At 62.2% G+C, this 19158-nt stretch carries 15 protein-coding genes and 1 pseudogene; 11 read left to right on the plus strand and 5 right to left on the minus strand.

Translation table 11 applies throughout. The annotated features are described in order from the left end of the window. Positions 1 to 63: 63 nt before the first annotated feature. The 9 genes from H2510_RS09970 (at position 64) to proB (ending at position 12625) form a co-directional block, all read left to right on the plus strand. Complete coding sequence (locus H2510_RS09970) at positions 64 to 2769, plus strand: valine--tRNA ligase (RefSeq protein ID WP_186628204.1); 2706 nt, start codon at positions 64 to 66, stop codon at positions 2767 to 2769. Positions 2770 to 2810: 41 nt separating this feature from the next. Then, entirely contained in the window at positions 2811 to 4190 is a 1380-nt protein-coding gene (locus H2510_RS09975) for a folylpolyglutamate synthase/dihydrofolate synthase family protein (protein WP_222438605.1), read from the plus strand. Then, entirely contained in the window at positions 4187 to 4591 is a 405-nt protein-coding gene (locus H2510_RS09980; RefSeq protein ID WP_136171829.1) for a DUF4233 domain-containing protein, read from the plus strand. The genes H2510_RS09975 and H2510_RS09980 overlap by 4 nt, the downstream gene beginning before the upstream one ends. Before the next feature lie 83 nt (positions 4592 to 4674). Then, entirely contained in the window at positions 4675 to 5088 is a 414-nt protein-coding gene (ndk, locus tag H2510_RS09985; RefSeq protein ID WP_084344669.1) for a nucleoside-diphosphate kinase, read from the plus strand. 509 nt (positions 5089 to 5597) lie between these two features. After that, positions 5598 to 8981: a translation initiation factor IF-2 N-terminal domain-containing protein gene (locus tag H2510_RS09990; protein WP_186628206.1), complete on the plus strand. Its 3384-nt coding sequence runs from the start codon at positions 5598 to 5600 to the stop codon at positions 8979 to 8981. A gap of 231 nt (positions 8982 to 9212) precedes the next feature. Further along, positions 9213 to 9524: a 50S ribosomal protein L21 gene (gene rplU / locus H2510_RS09995; RefSeq protein WP_075839359.1), complete on the plus strand. Its 312-nt coding sequence runs from the start codon at positions 9213 to 9215 to the stop codon at positions 9522 to 9524. Between the two features lie 60 nt (positions 9525 to 9584). Next, positions 9585 to 9848 carry a 50S ribosomal protein L27 gene (gene rpmA / locus H2510_RS10000; RefSeq protein WP_186628207.1) on the plus strand — a complete coding sequence of 88 codons (264 nt, stop codon included), beginning with the start codon at positions 9585 to 9587 and terminating at the stop codon, positions 9846 to 9848. Positions 9849 to 10029: 181 nt separating this feature from the next. Beyond that, the gene (obgE, locus tag H2510_RS10005) at positions 10030 to 11478 is read left to right on the plus strand and encodes a GTPase ObgE (RefSeq protein ID WP_186628208.1); all 1449 of its coding nucleotides are present in this window, start codon (positions 10030 to 10032) and stop codon (positions 11476 to 11478) included. Positions 11479 to 11518: 40 nt separating this feature from the next. After that, positions 11519 to 12625, plus strand: coding sequence for a glutamate 5-kinase (proB, locus tag H2510_RS10010; protein WP_088944842.1), 1107 nt, complete (start codon positions 11519 to 11521; stop codon positions 12623 to 12625). Here the strand turns inward: proB and H2510_RS10015 are convergent, their stop codons facing one another. The 5 genes and pseudogenes from H2510_RS10015 to H2510_RS10030 form a co-directional block, all read right to left on the minus strand. After that, complete coding sequence (locus tag H2510_RS10015) at positions 12626 to 13489, minus strand: NAD-dependent protein deacetylase (protein ID WP_186628209.1); 864 nt, start codon at positions 13487 to 13489, stop codon at positions 12626 to 12628. Positions 13490 to 13607: 118 nt separating this feature from the next. Continuing rightward, positions 13608 to 14006, minus strand: a complete 399-nt coding sequence (locus H2510_RS10020; RefSeq protein WP_088944750.1) for an ectoine synthase — start codon at positions 14004 to 14006, stop codon at positions 13608 to 13610. A 45-nt stretch (positions 14007 to 14051) separates the two neighbouring features. Beyond that, entirely contained in the window at positions 14052 to 15326 is a 1275-nt protein-coding gene (gene ectB / locus H2510_RS10025; protein WP_261392871.1) for a diaminobutyrate--2-oxoglutarate transaminase, read from the minus strand. Positions 15327 to 15374: 48 nt separating this feature from the next. Next, a pseudogene (gene ectA / locus H2510_RS20780) lies at positions 15375 to 15947 on the minus strand (diaminobutyrate acetyltransferase); the annotation flags it as partial. Positions 15948 to 16082: 135 nt separating this feature from the next. Continuing rightward, positions 16083 to 18188: an ATP-dependent DNA helicase RecQ gene (locus H2510_RS10030; RefSeq protein ID WP_186628210.1), complete on the minus strand. Its 2106-nt coding sequence runs from the start codon at positions 18186 to 18188 to the stop codon at positions 16083 to 16085. 135 nt (positions 18189 to 18323) lie between these two features. On the opposite strand from H2510_RS10030, the gene crcB (H2510_RS10035) reads away from it, so the two are divergent. Together crcB (H2510_RS10035) and crcB (H2510_RS10040) are read left to right on the plus strand one after the other, a co-directional pair. After that, positions 18324 to 18758 carry a fluoride efflux transporter CrcB gene (gene crcB, locus H2510_RS10035; protein ID WP_186628472.1) on the plus strand — a complete coding sequence of 145 codons (435 nt, stop codon included), beginning with the start codon at positions 18324 to 18326 and terminating at the stop codon, positions 18756 to 18758. Further along, positions 18755 to 19126 (plus strand): fluoride efflux transporter CrcB, encoded by a 372-nt coding sequence (gene crcB / locus H2510_RS10040; protein ID WP_186628211.1) that lies wholly within the window; start codon positions 18755 to 18757, stop codon positions 19124 to 19126. Before crcB (H2510_RS10035) ends, crcB (H2510_RS10040) begins: the two co-directional genes overlap by 4 nt. Positions 19127 to 19158 lie beyond the last annotated feature (32 nt).

Here is a 19158-nt window from a genome sequence, read left to right on the forward strand (position 1 = left end):
ACTGGCGGTGGGGCCGGTAGTGGGCCTGTCGGTATCGAATCGGCTGACAACTAGAATCGACCGGTGACCAGTTCAGTGCCAGAGAACCCAGCCAACCCCGCCGACGCCCAGGACCGCAGCGTGGGTAGCGACCTAACCGGCTTGCCGAAGAGCTGGGACCCGAGCGAGGTAGAGGCCGAGCTGTATCAGGGCTGGGTCGACGCCGGCTACTTCGAAGCCGACGCCACGAGCGACAAGCCTCCGTATTCGATCGTGCTTCCCCCTCCGAACGTGACGGGAAGTCTGCACATGGGTCACGCGCTCGATCACACGTTGATGGACGCGTTGAGCCGTCGTAAGCGCATGCTCGGATTCGAAGTCCTCTGGCTACCGGGGATGGACCATGCGGGTATCGCGACGCAGACCGTGGTGGAGAAGCAGCTCGCGGCCGAGGGAAAGACCAAAGAAGACTTCGGCCGGGAACTCTTCATCGACAAGGTGTGGGACTGGAAGCGTGAGTCGGGCGGCACCATCGGCGGCCAGATGCGCCGCATCGGTGACGGCGTCGACTGGTCTCGCGAGCGCTTCACGATGGACGACGGCCTCTCGAAGGCGGTTCAGACCATCTTCAAGCGCATGTTCGACGACGGCTTGATCTACCGGGCTGAGCGACTGGTCAACTGGTCGCCCGTGCTGCAGACAGCCATTTCCGATATCGAAGTCAAGTTCGAGGACGTCGAAGGCGAGCTCGTTTCGCTGCGCTACGGCTCATTGAACGACGACGAGCCCCACGTCATCGTCGCGACCACCCGTGTCGAGACGATGCTCGGCGACACGGCGGTTGCCGTACACCCGGACGACGCCCGCTACCAGCATCTGCTCGGAACGACCCTCGAGCACCCGTTCACTGGCAGACAGATCCCGATCATCGCCGACGACTACGTCGATCCCGAATTCGGTACGGGCGCGGTCAAGATCACCCCTGCCCATGATCCCAACGACTTCGAGATGGGTCTGCGGCACAACCTGCCCATGCCCACGATCATGGACAAGGCAGGTCGGATCGCCGACACCGGAACCGAGTTCGACGGCATGGACAGGTTCGAGGCCCGCGTCAAGGTTCGTGAGGCGCTGGCCGAGCAGGGACGCGTCGTTGCGGAAAAACGTCCTTACTTGCACAGCGTCGGACACTCCGAACGCAGCGGTGAGTCGATCGAGCCGCGACTGTCGTTGCAGTGGTGGGTCAAGGTAGATGGGCTCGCAGCCGCCGCAGGCGATGCAATTCGCAACGGCGACACGACTATCCATCCGGCGAGTCAGGAGCCCCGCTGGTTCGCGTGGGTCGACAACATGCACGACTGGTGCATTTCGCGTCAGCTGTGGTGGGGTCACCGCATACCTATCTGGTACGGCCCGAACGGTGAGACGGTGTGCCTCGGCGCCGACGAAACGCCGCCCGAGGGTTGGGTGCAGGATCCCGACGTCCTCGACACGTGGTTCTCGTCCGGGTTGTGGCCGTTCTCCACTATGGGTTGGCCCGATGCGACCGATGAGCTCGCCAAGTTCTACCCCACCAGCGTGCTGGTCACCGGCTACGACATTCTGTTCTTCTGGGTCGCCCGCATGATGATGTTCGGCACCTACGTCGCATCCGATCCGGCACTGGGTTCGGGGGAGGCCGGCAGTAAGGTGCCGTTCAAGGACATCTTCCTGCATGGGCTCGTACGTGATCAGTTCGGCAAGAAGATGTCGAAGTCCAGAGGAAACGGCATCGATCCACTCGACTGGGTCGACCGCTTCGGGGCAGATGCGTTGCGTTTCACCCTCGCTCGCGGTGCAAACCCGGGTGCTGACCTGTCGGTCGGTGAGGATCACGCGCAGTCCTCACGAAACTTCGCCAACAAGCTGTTCAATGCGACCAAGTTCGCCCTGATGAACGGCGCTGCGCCCGCACCACTTCCGGCGCGAGCGGAACTGACGGACGCCGACCGGTGGATTCTCGATCGCCTCGACGAAGTACGCGCCGAGGTCGACGTCGCATTCGAGCGCTACGAGTTCAGCAAAGCCTGCGAGGGGTTGTACCACTTCGCGTGGGACGAAGTATGCGACTGGTATTTGGAGATCGCCAAAGTGCAGTTCGGCGATCCCGCACAGGCTGATTCGACTCGCACCGTGCTCGGCAACGTGCTCGATGCGCTGCTGAGGCTCTTGCATCCGGTCATCCCATTCGTCACCGAAACGCTGTGGAAGGTATTGACCGGCGGCGAGTCGATCGTCATCGCGTCGTGGCCCACCCCTTCCGGAGACGTCGCGGATGTGGTTGCTGCACAGCGTGTTGCAGATATGCAAAAGCTCGTGACCGAGGTTCGACGCTTCCGTAGCGATCAAGGTCTCAAGCCGTCGCAGAAGGTCGGCGCGAGGCTCGTCGGGATCACCGACGCCGATCTGTCCAATCAGGTTCATGCCACTCGTGCTCTTGCACGACTGATCGAACCTGCCGAAAATTTCACCGTTACGGCCTCCGTGGAGGTTCGACTGACGAAGGCGACGGTGACGGTCGAACTCGACACTTCGGGAACCGTCGACCTCGTTGCCGAGCGCGCGCGATTGGTCAAGGACCTCGCCGCGTCCGAGAAGGAACTGACACAGACAACGAGCAAACTGAGCAACGAGGCGTTTCTCGCCAAAGCCCCTGACGCCGTCGTCGACAAGATCAAGAGCCGACAGCAGATCGCAATCGAAGAGATTGCGCGAATAACTGCCCGGCTGGAAACGGTGGGGCAGTTGTGACCGAATCCTATTCAGCTCCTTCCCGACCCAGTCCGGTGGACATGGCCGAACTGGCGCTTGTCGAGGCGGAACTGGACAAGCGGTGGCCGGAGACGAAGATCGAGCCGTCGACTGCACGGATCGCGGCACTGATGGACCTTCTGGGGTCACCGCAGAAGGCGTACCCGTCGATTCACGTTGCCGGTACCAACGGTAAAACGTCGGTGACCCGCATGATCGATGCCTTGCTGACGCATTTTCATCGCCGAACCGGCCGGACCACCAGTCCGCATCTGCAATTGGCGACCGAACGGATCAGCATCGACGGCATCCCGATCTCGCCCCGGCTGTACGTGGACACCTACAACGAAATCGCCCCGTTCGTAGAGATGGTCGACGCGCAGTCCGAGGCCGCAGGCGGACCACGGATGAGCAAGTTCGAGGTCACCACCGCCATGGCGTTCGCGGCATTCGCGGAGGCGCCGATCGAGGTCGCCGTTGTGGAGGTCGGTCTCGGTGGTAGATGGGACGCCACCAACGTCGTAGACGGTGAAGTAGCCGTGATCACCCCGATCGATATCGACCACGTCGAGTTCCTCGGGGGCGATCTCGGTGGTATCGCCAAGGAAAAAGCCGGAATCATCAAGAAAGCACCGGAGCGACTCGTTCCGCGAGACACCGTCGCCATCCTGGCCGAGCAGAAACCCGAAGTTGCCGAGGTGCTGTTGCGCGCCGCGGTGGAAGCCGATGCCGCCGTCGCCAGGCAAGGTTCGGAATTCAGGGTGCTCGCGCGTCGGATCGCCGTGGGCGGTCAACAACTCGAGTTGCAAGGTCTCGGCGGCGTGTACACCGATATCTTCCTACCACTGCACGGAGAGCATCAGGCGACGAACGCGTCCTTGGCGCTCGCCGCGGTCGAGGCGTTCTTCGGCGCGGGCTCCGATCATCAACTCGACGTGGACATCGTTCGAGCGGCCTTCGCATCCATCGTCAACCCTGGCAGGCTCGAACGCGTGCGCAACGCTCCAACAGTGTTTCTCGACGCGGCACACAACCCACACGGGGCCAGAGCGCTTGCTGCTGCTCTCACCGACGAATTCGACTTCCGGAAACTGGTCGGAGTCGTCAGTGTCATGGGGGACAAGGACGTCGAGGCCATGTTGACGGTGCTCGAGCCGGTGTTCGACGAAATCGTCGTCACGCACAACGGATCACCACGAGCGATGGACGTCGAGGAACTCGCAGGCCTGGCCGTCGCGAAGTTCGGCGACGAGCGCGTGGTCGTCGCCCCGACGCTCGCCGACGCGCTCGAGACCGCCATCGGGCTCGCCGAGGAAGTTGCAGATCCTGGTGAGGCGGTCTCGGGTGCCGGGGTGATCGTCACCGGATCGGTAGTCACCGCAGGAGCAGCTCGAACATTGTTCGGAAAGGAGCCCGTATGAGTGAGACAGGGGAGGGCGGTAGCGAGTTCAAGCCGCCGGCAACCGACCCGTGGAAAGGCTTCCGCGGAGTAATGGCAGGGACCCTCGTTCTCGAGGCCATCGTTGTTTTGCTCGCGTTACCCGTCGTGTCGACAGTCGGGGGCGGCCTCGGCTGGTTCTCTACGTTGTACCTGGTGGGGATGGCCGTAGCGTTCATCCTTGCCGCAGGTATGCAAGGACGACCGCAGGCAATGCAGATCAACCTCGCGCTTCAGGTGTTCGTTCTGCTCGGTGGGTTCATCCACCTGTCGATCGCAATCGTGGGAGTGGTGTTCCTCGCGGTGTGGATATATCTGCTGTACCTGCGGCGGGACATCACTCGACGGATCGAACGCGGCATGCTCAGAGGTCAACGGGACTGAGACCTCGGGTCCGGGGGGTTATAGGCACACCATGGTGGGTCTGAGCGTAGGTCCTCGGAGTCCGTCCACTACTGTCTACGTTCGTGACCGAGCGCACCCTTGTACTGATCAAGCCAGATGGAGTTGCCCGCCGCTACGTAGGCGAGATTCTCGGCCGAATCGAGAAGAAGGGATTGAGTATCGCAGCACTGGAACTCAAATCCGTTTCTCTCGAGCTGGCCGGCGCGCACTACGCCGAACATAAAGACAGGCCGTTCTTCCCAGCGCTACTCGAGTTCATCACCTCTGGACCGGTCGTCGCAGCAGTCTTGGAAGGACCGAGAGCCATCGCTGCCTTCCGTCAGATCGGGGGAGGCACCGACCCGGTCGAGAAGGCGGTTCCAGGAACCATTCGCGGCGATCTTGCCCTCGACGGTCAGCAGAACCTCGTGCACGGATCGGACTCCGTCGAGTCCGCCGAGCGTGAGATCGCGTTGTGGTTTCCAAGCCTTTCCTGATTCTCGACACACTGATTCGGGTTCGCCCGCCATGCCGCCGACTACAAGATCGGAGCGGCGTGGCGGGTTCGCTTCACCCGGTGTGGGATACTCGTGAAGGTTGCTTTCACAACACACGCTTCACCTCGAAAAGTTTTTCCTGTAAAAAATTTTGCCGTTACCAGTTTTGTGCAACACCGAACACGAGCGTCACGCCAGTGCCGTTCTCGTGAAAGTGACCGGATGACACCCGCAGTGCGATGCCCGTCATCGCTGCCGAACACGTAGGAAGACCTCCCACGTGCCGGCATGCTTGATGATCAGGCGCTCGGACTCGGGACACCATAGCCATCCAGCCAGGCACCGTGCATCCGTACGCCGACCACTCGCTGTGGACGGTGCACTCCGTGCGGAGCGCGACTTACGATCTGGCGTCAAACCGACGTCAGCACACTAGGATTGCTCTCGCGTGGCCGCGTCGCACCAGCTTCGACTCAGGTGGACGCGCCCGGGGGCCCGAGGAGACTTACGTGGCCGACCAAGCCCCGCCCGAAGATGTACAGAATTCGAACTCAGGAAGTTCGGTCGATGACGAATCGTCATCCAGCCGAAGTCCGGCGTTCCCCGAGCGCCTCCGAGTGCATGCACTCGCGAAGATTCTCGGCGTCACCAGTAAACAGGTACTCGCCAAACTAGGTGAGCTCGGAATAGAGGCGCGCAGCGCACAGTCCAGCCTTGGACGCGACGTCGCCGAGACGGTGTATTCCTCGTTCTCACCTGCGACCGAGGCGCCGGCGGCACCAGTCGAAACGGCCGCCCCGATCGTGGTCGAGCCTGTGCCTGCTGTCGAAGTTCCGGCCGTGGACAGTCCTCCCGCACGCCCTGCGTTCGCGATTCCGGTGTTCCTCCAGCCGGAAGCGATAGTCGAGGCTCCCAAGCGTCGACGAAGCCGGAAAGCAGCAGGTCCTGCCGCTGAGCCCGCGTCGACGCCCGTCGTCGAAGAGTCATCGGGTCTCGTCGCCGATCCGGTCATCGAGCCGGACAAGGCTCCCGTTCGCGGTAAGCCCGTTGTCGAAGCCGCCCCGGATGTAGCTGCTGACACAACCGAACTATCGGACACAGTCGACAGCTCGGACACCTCCGAGGACGCCGACAACTCGGACGACAACGAAGATCAGTCGCAGCCGAGGCGGCGTCGGCGCGGTCGCCGTGGTCGTGGCCGCGGACGTGGGGAACAGTCTGCGGACGGCAGTTCGGACGACGATTCGGACGATGCCACCGAAGGTGACGACGATTCGAGTGAGGACGCAGCGTCGTCATCCTCGGACACGCGTTCGTCCGAATCCGAAACTCCCGTATCCGGCTCGGCTGAATCCGACACCACTGAATCCGACACCACTGAATCCGACGTAGCAGACTCCGAGAGTGCCGATTCCGACACCTCGGAAAGCGATTCCGAGAACGAGGACAAGCCTGCAGGCGAGCGTCGTTCACGTCGCCGTAGTCGTAGTCGTTCGAACGCCAAATCCAGCGATACCGACGATGCCCAGAAACAGGCTTCGGATACGGAATCGGAAGAGTCTGTAGATTCGCCGGTCGACTCCGCCGACGACAACGACAACGACGACGAGGATTCGTCCGACGGCTCGAGTCGTCGACGCCGCAGACGTCGTCGTCGCCGCAGCAGCACCGGTGACGCCTCGTCCGAGTCCACCGAGACCGAGGACGACCCACCGAACACCGTCGTGCACGAGCGCGAGCCGCGGAACAAGTCCCGCAGCAAGGACGAGGTCCAGGGGATCACCGGCTCGACCCGACTCGAAGCGAAGCGTCAGCGCCGTCGCGACGGACGTGACGCCGGACGCCGACGGCCACCGATTCTCACCGAGTCGGAGTTCCTGGCACGTCGTGAGTCGGTCGACCGCGTCATGGTCGTCCGTGAAAAGTCGTTCCCCGACAACGGCGTGACCACACAGGTCGCCGTTCTCGAAGACGGCGTATTGGTCGAGCACTTCGTCACCAGTAGCGCGTCCGCATCGATGGTCGGCAACGTCTACCTCGGCCGCGTGCAGAACGTGCTGCCGAGCATGGAAGCTGCATTCATCGATATCGGCCGTGGCCGTAACGGTGTCCTGTACGCCGGAGAGGTCAACTGGGACGCAGCAGGCCTCGGTGGCAACTCTCGCAAAATCGAACAGGCGCTCAAGCCGGGTGACCAGGTCTTGGTGCAGGTGAGCAAGGATCCGGTCGGGCACAAGGGTGCACGTCTGACGACTCAGCTCTCGCTGGCAGGCCGCTACCTGGTCTACGTACCCGGTGGCAGCTCGACAGGTATCAGCCGCAAGTTGCCCGACACCGAGCGGAAGCGGCTGAAGGAAATTCTTCGCGACATCGTTCCTCCCGAGGCCGGGGTGATCATCCGTACCGCAGCCGAAGGAGTCAGTGAAGACGAACTCGCGCGTGACGTGATCCGTCTGCAGACACAATGGGCGACCATCGAAGAAGCGTCGGCCAAGGCGGAAACAGGTAAGGGTTCGCAACCGCAGGCACTGTACGAAGAGCCGGATCTGCTGGTCAAGGTTATTCGTGACCTGTTCAATGAGGACTTCGTCAAACTTGTCATCGAAGGTGACAAGGCCTGGGACACGACGTCGTCGTACATCGAGACGGTAGCGGCGGACATGCTGCACAAGCTCGAGCGCCACATCGCCGAGCCCGGTCGACCAGACGTGTTCGAAGCGCACCGGGTCGACGAGCAGCTGGCCAAGGCACTCGATCGTAAGGTCTGGCTGCCGTCCGGAGGCACGCTCGTCATCGATCGCACCGAGGCGATGACCGTGGTCGACGTCAACACCGGCAAGTTCACCGGTGCAGGCGGCAACCTCGAGGAGACGGTGACGCGGAACAACCTCGAGGCCGCCGAAGAGATCGTTCGACAAATGCGCCTACGCGACATCGGCGGAATGATCGTCGTCGACTTCATCGATATGGTGCTCGAATCCAACCGCGACCTGGTGTTGCGCCGTCTCACCGAGTCCCTCGGTCGTGACCGGACGCGCCATCAGGTGTCCGAGGTGACTTCACTCGGGCTCGTTCAGATGACGCGTAAGAAGATGGGCACCGGTCTCATCGAAGCGTTCTCGACCACGTGTGAACACTGCCAGGGCCGGGGGATCATGGTTCATCCGTACCCGGTCGAGGCGAAGACCGATGACGGCTCGCGGTCCTCTTCACCGCGCTCCGATTCGAGTACGCCGCGCAAACGCCGCGGTCGCGACAAGTCCGACAACGACAAGTCCGACAATGTGGCTGACGCTACGAACAGTCCTGCACCGAAGAGTCAGTCCGACGCACAAGAGCACACACCGGACCCATCGGTGAAGCGTGCACACCCCGTGGCCCTCGCCATGGCTACACATCACGACGACGTTGTCGACGATGTCACTCCGGCCGAGGTGCTCGACGCGCACTCGGAGTCGAGTACGTCCTCGGAGCCGAAGATCATCGATGCCGCCGAGATGGCTCGTGTTCGAGGCCGGGATACTCAGGCAGCATCGACCGAATCAGTAGCAACCGAGATACGGCCGGACGTGACGGTCACGGAGAATGCTGTCGAAAAGGCAGCGGACACAGCTGTTGCCGAGGAGTCGCCGGAACCGGTCGTCAAGGCGCGTCGTGGTCGCCGTGTTGCTCGCAAGGCAGCAGCACCGACGGCCGAGACTCCCGACGCAGCTGCCGTATTCGTGATTCCGGCTACACACGAGGAGCCGGCAGCGCCGCCGGAGCCTGCAGTGACGGCGGTAGTCGAACCGGTGTCCAGTGCTCCCACCACGGACGAGGTGCCCGTGAAAAAGGCTCGCCGACGTCGTGCAGCAGCACGCCCGGCAGGGCCGCCGGTGGACGCAGATATGTGAGTCGACGGGCAGTTTGACCATGACTGCCCGTCTGCCGTAACCTGACAAGGTCGCTGCCGGTGACAATTTTCTGCTGTGCCTCGACGGCTTTTCGTTCGAGTGCGGCGGCGGACCCACCCGGTAGTAAGTAACACCGCACGAAATACCGCAAGAATCACATGCACGATCCAGACCAGTCGTGTTGCCATGGGCAATGCGAGCAAGTTCGAAGAAGCAAGGGGTAGCCCTCCGATGGCAACGTACGCGATCGTCAAGACCGGCGGAAAGCAGTACAAGGTCGCTGTTGGTGACCTCGTCAAGGTCGAGAAGATCGAGGGAGCGCCCGGCACTGCTGTCTCGCTTGCTCCGGTCCTCGTCGTAGACGGATCCGATCTGACCACCGATGCCGACAAGCTGGCGAAGATCTCGGTAACCGGTGAGGTCGTCGAGCACACCAAGGGTCCGAAGATCCGCATCCACAAGTTCAAGAACAAGACCGGCTACCACAAGCGTCAGGGACACAGGCAGAAGCTCACTGTCCTGAAGGTCACCGGCATCAAGTAACCAGGTCTGTTCAGTACTGACTTTTCAGCGCTGACATTCACCCCGAGGAGGGTATGCAACATGGCACATAAGAAGGGTGCATCAAGCTCCCGTAACGGTCGCGATTCGAATGCGCAGCGCCTCGGCGTCAAGCGTTTCGGCGGCCAGACCGTCAGCGCAGGCGAGATCCTGGTTCGTCAGCGCGGCACGCACTTCCACCCCGGCGTCAACGTCGGCCGTGGTGGCGACGACACGCTGTTCGCTCTGTCCGCAGGCTCAGTCGAATTCGGCGCCAAGCGTGGACGTAAGACCGTGAACATCGTTCCGGTCGCAGTAGAGGCCTAGTCTCCACTGCACAATCTGCGTCGGATGGTTTTCGTAAGGTTTACGCCGCGAAAGTCTCGACGCGCTCAAGCTCGACGATGAGGGTGGACCAGGGTGAAAATGCCCGGTCCGCCCTTATCGTATTTGTGGGCATCGAAATATTTCGGTCGCATTCTCGACCGAGGAAGGATCGAAGGCAGTCATGTCACGATTCATCGACCGCGTGGTGCTGCACGTCAGCGCCGGTAAAGGCGGCAACGGCTGCTCTTCGGTTCACCGCGAGAAGTTCAAACCGCTCGGTGGTCCAGACGGTGGAAACGGTGGGCAGGGCGGCGGCGTGATCTTCGTCGTCGACAGCAATGTCCACACGCTGTTGGACTTCCACTTCAATTCTCATGCCAAAGCCAGCAATGGAACTCAGGGCATGGGCGGCAACCGCGAAGGTTCGAACGGTGAGGATCTGATCCTCAAGGTGCCCGACGGAACTGTGGTGCTCGACAAGGACGGTCGCATCCTGGCCGACATGATCGGCGAGGGCACTCGATATGCTGCTGCGCCCGGTGGTCGCGGTGGGTTGGGCAACGCTGCGCTCGCCTCAAAGGCGCGTCGTGCACCTGGATTCGCGCTGCTCGGCGAAGAAGGCATCGAGCGCGATGTGGTGCTCGAACTCAAGTCGGTCGCCGACATCGGTCTCGTCGGGTTCCCGTCGGCGGGCAAATCCTCGCTGGTGTCGGTGCTCTCTGCCGCGAAGCCGAAGATCGCCGACTACCCGTTCACCACGTTGGTTCCGAACCTCGGTGTCGTCTCCAGCGGTGATACCACGTACACGGTGGCCGACGTTCCCGGATTGATTCCCGGTGCGAGCGAAGGCAAGGGCCTCGGTCTCGAATTCCTCCGACATCTCGAGCGCACCGCCGTTCTGGCGCACGTTGTCGACTGCGCGACCCTGGATCCGGGTCGGGATCCCGTCTCGGACGTCGATGCCCTCGAAGCGGAGTTGGCGGCCTACAAGCCGGCGATGTTGGGCGATGCGAGCCTGGGTGACCTGGCCGATCGACCGCGCATCGTCGTGCTCAACAAAGCTGATATCCCCGAGGCCGCCGAGCTCGCCGAGATGGTGACGCCGGAGTTCGAGGCGCGTGGATGGCCTGTCTACACCATCTCGACGGTCACCCGTGAAGGCCTCAAGCCGTTGATCTTCGCGCTGGCCAAAATGGTCGAGGACTACCGAGTTGCGCACCCTCCGGCCGAGAAGCGCCGACCGGTGCTACGTCCCGTCGCACGCAACGAAGAGGGTTTCCAGGTCATCAAGGATCCCGATGTCGAGGGTGGGTTCATCGTTCTGGGCACGCGCCCGGAGCGTTGGGTGCGCCAGACACAGTTCAGCAACGACGAAGCAGTAGGTTACCTTGCTGACCGTCTCGCACGCCTCGGTGTCGAGGACGCGCTGATCAAGAAGGGCGCCCAGCCGGGTGCATCCGTGACCATCGGTGATGTCTCCTTCGATTGGGAGCCACAGACACCGGCGGGTGTGGAGATCACCATGACCGGTCGTGGCACCGACGCGAGGCTCGATCAGGTGGAGCGAATCGGTGCAGATGAGCGCAAACACGCACGTCGAGCCCGCCGCGGACTCGACCTCGAAGAGTGAAGTGTAGGTTCCGGTGAATTCTGAATCCTCTTCGGTTGCAATGGATTCGACTGGGGCCAGGACTGCTGTGGCCAGTGCCAAACGAGTAGTCGTGAAAATCGGCTCCTCGGCACTGACTTCACTGGTCGGCGGACTCGACGTCGACAGGCTCGATCGATTGGCCGACGCTGTCGAAGCACGAATGCGTGCCGGCTCCGATGTCGTGGTGGTGTCCTCCGGTGCGATCGGCGCCGGACTCGCGCCACTGGGTCTGACGACCCGGCCTCGCGATCTCGCGACGAAGCAGGCCGCAGCGAGCGTCGGCCAGCTTGCTCTTGCGCACGCTTGGGGTACCTCGTTCGCCAGATACGGACGAACGGTCGGCCAGGTGTTGCTCACTGCCGAGGACATTGCGCGTCGAACGAATCATCGCAACGCCCAGCGCACGCTCGATCGGTTGCGTGTGCTCGGCGCAGTGGCCGTGATCAACGAGAACGACACGGTCGCGACCACGGAAATCCGCTTCGGTGACAACGACCGCCTCGCCGCGCTCGTTGCTCACCTCGTCGGTGCCGACGCGCTGGTCCTGTTGTCCGACGTCGACGGTCTCTACGACGGCGACCCGCGCAAAGGTGACGCCACCCTGATCCGGGAGGTCGCGAGCCCGGAAGATCTCGATGGAGTCGTCGCCGGTTCCGGCGGTGCGCTCGGGACCGGTGGAATGGCGTCCAAGCTGTCCGCTGCCCGATTGGCGGCCGATGCAGGCGTTCCGGTCCTTCTGGCGGCCGCCGCCGACGCAGCGGAAGCCTTGACGACGGCTGCGGTGGGCACAGCCTTCACTGCACGTCCCACTCGCCTGTCCTCGCGCAAGTTCTGGGTGCGTCATGCTGCGGATGCACGAGGCGATCTATACCTCGACGCAGGTGCCGTACACGCGGTCGCGACGAAGCGGCGGTCGTTGCTGTCCGCGGGAATCACCGCCGTCGAGGGTCGGTTCTACGGCGGCGACGTCGTGTCGCTGATCGGCCCGGATGGCGAACTGGTGGCCAGGGGAGTGGTGGCGTACGACGCGTCGGAGCTGACCGGAATGCTCGGTAGGTCCAGTTGCGATCTCACTCCCGAGTTACAGCGTCCAGTGGTGCATGCCGACGATCTGGTGCCGGTCTGATCATTCGTGTGACGGCAGTGCGTCCACGAGTGCGGTGAGCGTCTCCGAGCATCCGGCATTGCTTGTCAGAGTGGCGAATTCGTCGCCCCGGGTGATTCCGCGATTGACGATCACGATGGGAATCTCGGCCTTCGCCGCGCGTCGGACGAAGCGCAGTCCAGACATGACAGTCAGAGACGAGCCGACAACCAGAAGTGCATCGGCCTGATCGACGAGGTCGAAAGCGTCGGCGACTCTTGGCTTGGGCACACTCTCCCCGAAGTAGACGATGTCCGGTTTGAGAATGCCGGCGCAATACTCGCAGTCGACCATTCGGAAATGTGCGGTGCTGGTGATGATCGCATCGGCGTCGGGGGCAATCTCGACGCCCTCGGCCGGCGCGACGCTGTCGAGGAACCCCGGGTTCTCGCGCTCGAGGCGTTGTCCCAGAGTGAAGCGGGAAACCAGTCGCTCGCAGTTCAGACATCGTACTCGCGCGTACACGCCGTGGAGGTCGATGACCCGTCGGCTACCTGCTTTGGTGTGCAACATGTCGACGTTTTGGGTGATTATCCCGGAAACAAGCCCTCGGCGCTCGAGCTGGGCCAGCGCGCGGTGGCCGTCGTTCGGTCTTGCTGCATCCATATGCCGCCAACCGACATGGTTCCGTGCCCAGTAGTGGCGCCTGAACTCGTGATCGCCGGTGAACTGCTGATAGGTCATCGGATTGCGAGGTGGTGAGTTCCGCCCCCGGTAGTCCGGGATACCTGAATCGGTGGACATGCCGGCTCCGGAGACGACCGCGATGGATCTTCCTGACAACAGGTCGACAATCTGGTCGAATCGGGTTGTCGCTGCGGTAGCTGAACGAGCGGGGGCAGGCACGTCCCCAGGGTAGCGCGCACGTGGACGTAGGGGATCGACGCAGGCAGCAGGAAGCCCCGCTCGACCGAAGTCGAGCGGGGCGGAACTACCCGGAGCCCGTCTTATCTGGACACCTTGTCTACGTGGGAACCTCTATGAGGGGGTACACACCGTTCTCGTCATGGGTTTCGTTCCCCACTACGGGAGGGTTGAACACGCACAACATGCGCATCTGCGTACGCGGCTCGACGGTGTGCCGCTCGTTGCCGTTCAGCAGGTACATCGATCCTGCACCGAGTTCGTAGGTTTCACCGGTTTCACGATCGGTGAGGGTGCCTTCGCCTTCGATGAGCCACACAGCCTCGACGTGATTGGCATAGTGAAAGTTGTTCACCGTCCCGGCCTTGATGGTCGTTTCGTGGAACGAGAATCCGACCCTGTCACCGCCGAGGATGATGCGCTTACTGCGCCACTGTCCATCCTCGCTCTCGATGTCTCGATCAGTTCCGGTGATTTCCTGGGTGGTACGTACGATCATGTGGTGTAGCTCCCTTCAGCAAACATTCGACACGTGAGAAGTGTTCTACGAGCAGACTTTTGCTGTCGCAGCTTCGAGGATGTCGAGTCCGCGATCGAGCTCTTCGATCGTGGTGGTCAGCGGCGGAAGAAGTTTGACAACCTCGTCCTTCGGGCCGGCAGTTTCCACCAGCAGGTGCTCGTCGTAAGCAAGCTTGGCGACCTTGCCTGCTTGTTCTGCATCTTCGAATACGAGAGCCTGAACCATGCCGCGACCGCGAGTGGAAACGCCGTCGTACTTGGCGCACAGCGCGATGAAGCGATCACGAATGTGCTCGCCCTTCGCGAGGATCTCCTTCTCGAACTTGTCGTCGGACCAGTAATGGTCGATGGCGACCTTCGAGGTCACGAAGCCGGGATTGAATCCGCGGAAGGTGCCGTTGTGCTCGCCTGGGCCCCAGACATCGAGTTCTGGCTTGAACAGTGTCAGCGCCATCGGCATGCCGTAGCCGCCGATCGACTTCGACAGGGTGACGATGTCCGGCGTGATGCCCGAGTCCTCGAAGGAGAAGAACTGGCCTGTGCGGCCGCAACCCATCTGGACGTCGTCGACGATCAGCAAGATGTCGCGTCGCGAGCAGAGCTCGGCCAGCGCACGCAACCATTCCGGTCGCGCAACGTTGATGCCGCCTTCGCCCTGGATGGTCTCTACGATGACCGCTGCCGGGCGGTTGAATCCACTGCCCGAGTCGTCGAGAACGCGCTCGAACCACTGGAAATCCTCGGTTACTCCACCGAAGTAGTTGTCGTATGGCATCGGCGTGCTGTGCACCAGTGGGATTCCGGCTCCGGCGCGCTTCATCGAGTTTCCGGTGACAGCGAGCGCACCGAGCGTCATGCCGTGAAAAGCGTTGGTGAAGTTGATGATCGACTCACGACCAGTGACCTTGCGTGCCAACTTCAGTGCAGCTTCGACGGCGTTCGTGCCGGTCGGGCCGGGAAACTGAACCTTGTAATCGAGGCCACGCGGTTCGAGGATGTTCTTCTTGAACGACTCGAGGAACTCACGCTTGGCCACCGTGGACATATCGAGGCCGTGCGTGATGCCGTCGCTGGTGATGTAGTCGACCAACGCATCCTGCATGATCTGATTGTTGTGACCGTAGTTCAGAGCGCCTGCGCCGCCGAAGAAGTCGAGGTAGTCGCGCCCGTTCTCGTCGGTCAGCGTCGAATTCTTGGCAGTTTTGAAGACTGCGGGCCACTGGCGGCTGTAGCTACGAACGCCGGACTCGATGGTTTCGAACACGTCCGGCTTTTCGGTGGTCTCGGTCTTGTCTGTCATGTACTGCGTGTTCCTTTCGCTGGCGCGCACGGCGGCCGGCCCTACTGTGTAGAGCTCCTCTGCTTCGTGGCTATCAGGAAAATCATCGGGCGCGAACAGGTCTGTTTTTCTAATGTCGGTCCCTCGTGTTCGAGCGAGGGCCGTGAACAGTGCGATCGACGCTTCGTTGTCCGGGCTGATCGTTGTTTCCAGGTGTGTGATTCCCTGTGGGGTAAGGCGATCGAGAAGTTCGTTCAGCATCCGGCCGGCAAGGCCCTTACCCCGTTGATCAGCATCGACTGCGACCTGCCACACGAAGAATGTTGTGGGAGAATCCTGTCGGGTGTAGCCGGTGACGAATCCCACTGCGCGAGAGTCGACGTCGGATACGACCGAGGTTGCTGCAAAGTCTCGGCACCACAAAACGTATGAATAGCTCGAGTTGAGATCGAGCACCTTTGAATCTCTTGCGATTTCCCAGAGCCGGACTCCGTCGGAGATCTTTGGCTTACGAAACTTCACTGCGTCCGGCGCAGTGACTGTGGTTGCTCTCAGCTGTGCGGGTTTCATAGCAAATGCAAACGTAACAAGGTGCCCTTGGCATTTCATGTGCCTGGCGGAATTGGTGTGGAAAACACGCATCCTTTCGCAGGTGGCAGCGTGAATGTGATACTAGTCACAAACTGAGCTTGTTGCCGTAACAACTGGTCGAGGAGGGTGCGATAACTCGGCCTATTCCGTCCGATGCCAAGTGCGGCCTTACCGATATCAATGCTGCTACTTCGGAGTTGCCAGAGCGAACGGGAGCACCGCATCTGCACCTGCGCCGCGGAGGGCGGAGCTAGCGCAAGTAAAAGTCCAGCCCGTATCGGTAACCAAGTCCACCAGGAGGATCGGTCCGGAGACCCCGTTCAGGTCCGGAACGAGCCAGGAATCGACGAGTCCGGCCACTCGGAATGCCGAATTCGCGGCCGTCACGCGCGGATGGTCCGGCCGGCGGGTGAGCGTTCCGAGATCGTCGAGCCGTCCGATGCGGGCCAATTCGCCGGCGATCGAACGAACCAGCATCGGATGCGTCGACGATTCCAGCGCGATCACCGAGGTCGGTCTCTTCGCCCAGTCCCACGAGGCCAACACCGCGATGCAAGCCTGAACGAGGGCGTCGGGGGCTGGACCGTCGGGTGCATCGAGTGCTGCTCGCAGGCGCCCACCCCAACCCAGGTCGGTGAGGCGGCCCAGGACCCGGCCGGGTTCAGGGCCGTCGGTGATCTTGCCGGAGCGGGAGACTCCGAGTTTCTTCATCCCGCTGGGCCACTGCTTTCGCGGAGGCAGGTCGAGTCCCGGGCGGTCGAGACGTTCACGCGCGGACTCGACGGCGGCTGCGTCCACCTGAGGCGAGTAAGCCTTTCCTGTGCAGTTGTCGCATCGGCCACACGGATTCGGCTCGGCGCCGAGGCCTGGATCGTCCAACTGTCTCCGCAGGAATTCCATCCGGCACCCATCGGTGCGCTGATAGTCGATCATTGCCTGCTGCTCCGCGTCCCTGGCTTGCTCGAGGCGCTCGTAACGCGGTGCATCGTAGGCCCATGACTGACCGGTCGAGATCCATCCGCCTCGCACTCGCTGAACGGCACCATCGACGTCGAGGACCTTCAGGACCATCTCGAGTCGGCTCCGGTTGAGATCCACCAACGGCTCCAATGCCGGGGTCGACTGCGGCTTGACGGGGTCGAGAGCGTCGATGACCTGCCGTACGACGTGTTCTCGCGGGAAGGCTACGGATGCGAAATAGCTCCAGATCTGCTTGTCCTCGTGGCCTGGAAGGAGGATGACTTCGGCGCGGTCGGTGGCGCGACCCGCACGGCCGACCTGCTGGTAGTACGAGATGGGGGATGAAGGAGCGCCCATGTGGACGACGAATCCCAGATCCGGTTTGTCGAAGCCCATGCCCAGCGCAGACGTGGCTACGAGGGCCTTGACCTCGTTGTTCAGTAGGTCCGATTCCAACGATTCGCGTTCGGTGGTGTCGGTCTGGCCGGTATACGCGGACACGGCGAAGCCCTGGTCAGACAGCAAGCTCGCGAGGTCGCGTGCTGCCGACACCGTCAGGGCATAGATGATTCCCGACCCAGGGAGTTCGGCCAGGTGAGCTGCGAGCCACGCGGCGCGCTCGGTGGAGTTCTCGATCTGGACCACCGACAGGTGGAGCGACTCGCGTTCGAGTCCGCCGCGGAGAACGAGGGTGTCCCCGCCACCGACACCAAGTTGTGCGGCGACATCGGCGACCACGCGGTCATTTGCAGTGGCCGTGGTGGCCAAGACCGGAATCCCCTCGCGCAGTTCGGATATGAGCGTTCGAATGCGTCGGTAATCGGGACGGAAGTCATGTCCCCAGTCGGAAACACAGTGCGCTTCGTCTACGACGACGAGGCCCGCGTCTGCTGCCAGCGAGGGCAGTACCTGGTCTCGGAAGTCCGGGTTGTTGAGCCGTTCCGGGCTGACGAGCAGCACGTCGAGCCTGCCCGCAGCGACATCGGCATGGACGTCTTCCCACTCGGTCATGTTCCCGGAGTTGATGGTTGCGGCCCGCACACCGGCGCGCTCGGCGGAAGCTACCTGGTTCCGCATCAGTGCCAACAACGGTGACACGATGACGGTGGGTCCGAGTCCCTGAGCGCGGAGCAGTTTTGCGGCGATGAAGTAGACCGCCGACTTTCCCCATCCGGTGCGTTGCACCACCAGCGCGCGGCGGCGGTGAACAACGAGCGCCTCGATTGCCGTCCACTGATCCTCGCGAAGACTGGCAGCGGGCCCGGCCAGCTCCCGAAGGAGCCGCTCCGCATCTGCGCGCAGGTCTACCGTCGACGGTTCGGTGGTGGTCATCGGTTCATCGTGCCGCACGTGTCCGACAGTTTCACCGCCCGCACGGCGATTACGCTTCATCGAACACACGAGGAGGTGCTCTTGTTCGACAAAGATCTGCCGTTCGATCCAGATGTGGACGACGACGCGGCGCAGATGACCGCGCCTGCGAGGCCCCTGCATCTTCGGCCGAGTGCACTCGCCCTCGTCTTCATCGGTGGAGTGATCGGCACCGCGATGCGCTATGGAATCGAGATCGCGATCCCTCAGGTGATCCGAGGCTGGCCCATTGCCACGTTTTCGATCAACCTTCTCGGTGCATTCGTGCTCGGTGTTCTGCTCGAGAACACGGCGCGACGCGGTGCTGATGCCGGTGTCAGGCAACGGATTCGCCTGTTCGCAGGCACCGGGTTCTGCGGTGCTTTCACCACATACAGCACGTTTGCGCTCGAAGCGGTACTACTCACAAGAGACGGCCACCTTTCGACAGCGCTTGTGTACGGAATATCGACGGTATTCCTCGGAGCACTCGCGGCGTGGGCGGGGATCGTCGTAGGCGCTTCGATCCATTTCGATCGGTCGGCGAGATGATCGTTCTGCTGATGGCGCTGGCAGGCGCGCTCGGAGCAGTCTGCCGATTCGTTGTCGATTCCTTCGTCAAATCCAAGGTGCAGGGAACACTGTTCCCGTGGGCGACAGTCGGCATCAACATTTCCGGATCCCTGCTCGTCGGATTTCTTGCCGGACTTGTCGTGTTCGCGCAAGGGTCGACCGATCTGCAGACGATCATCGGCACCGGGTTCTGCGGCGGATATACCACCTTCAGCACGGCGAGCTTCGAAACTGTCCGACTCGTGCAGGTCGGTAGACGTTCGCTCGCGCTGGCCACAGCGGTCGGAACCCTGGCGGGTTCGATCGGAGCCTGCGCCGCAGGGTTCGTGCTGGCAGGCATCGTCTGAGAAAGGACCGAGCGATCCTCGGCCAGTAGACG

The sequence above is a fragment of the Rhodococcus sp. BP22 genome, from assembly GCF_014281965.1.
In the GTDB taxonomy this organism is placed as follows: Bacteria; Actinomycetota; Actinomycetes; order Mycobacteriales; family Mycobacteriaceae; genus Rhodococcoides.

Excerpts from the sequence above, each read along its gene's own strand:
- H2510_RS09975 (WP_222438605.1), top strand. The coding sequence starts at position 2,811 with ATGGCCGAACTGGCGCTTGTCGAGGCGGAACTGGACAAGCGGTGGCCG.
- H2510_RS09980 (WP_136171829.1), top strand. The coding sequence starts at position 4,187 with ATGAGTGAGACAGGGGAGGGCGGTAGCGAGTTCAAGCCGCCGGCAACC.
- rplU (WP_075839359.1), top strand. The coding sequence starts at position 9,213 with ATGGCAACGTACGCGATCGTCAAGACCGGCGGAAAGCAGTACAAGGTC.
- rpmA (WP_186628207.1), top strand. The coding sequence starts at position 9,585 with ATGGCACATAAGAAGGGTGCATCAAGCTCCCGTAACGGTCGCGATTCG.
- obgE (WP_186628208.1), top strand. The coding sequence starts at position 10,030 with ATGTCACGATTCATCGACCGCGTGGTGCTGCACGTCAGCGCCGGTAAA.
- proB (WP_088944842.1), top strand. The coding sequence starts at position 11,519 with ATGGATTCGACTGGGGCCAGGACTGCTGTGGCCAGTGCCAAACGAGTA.
- H2510_RS10020 (WP_088944750.1), bottom strand. The coding sequence starts at position 14,006 with ATGATCGTACGTACCACCCAGGAAATCACCGGAACTGATCGAGACATC.
- ectB (WP_261392871.1), bottom strand. The coding sequence starts at position 15,326 with ATGACAGACAAGACCGAGACCACCGAAAAGCCGGACGTGTTCGAAACC.
- H2510_RS10030 (WP_186628210.1), bottom strand. The coding sequence starts at position 18,188 with ATGACCACCACCGAACCGTCGACGGTAGACCTGCGCGCAGATGCGGAG.
- crcB (WP_186628472.1), top strand. The coding sequence starts at position 18,324 with ATGACCGCGCCTGCGAGGCCCCTGCATCTTCGGCCGAGTGCACTCGCC.
- crcB (WP_186628211.1), top strand. The coding sequence starts at position 18,755 with ATGATCGTTCTGCTGATGGCGCTGGCAGGCGCGCTCGGAGCAGTCTGC.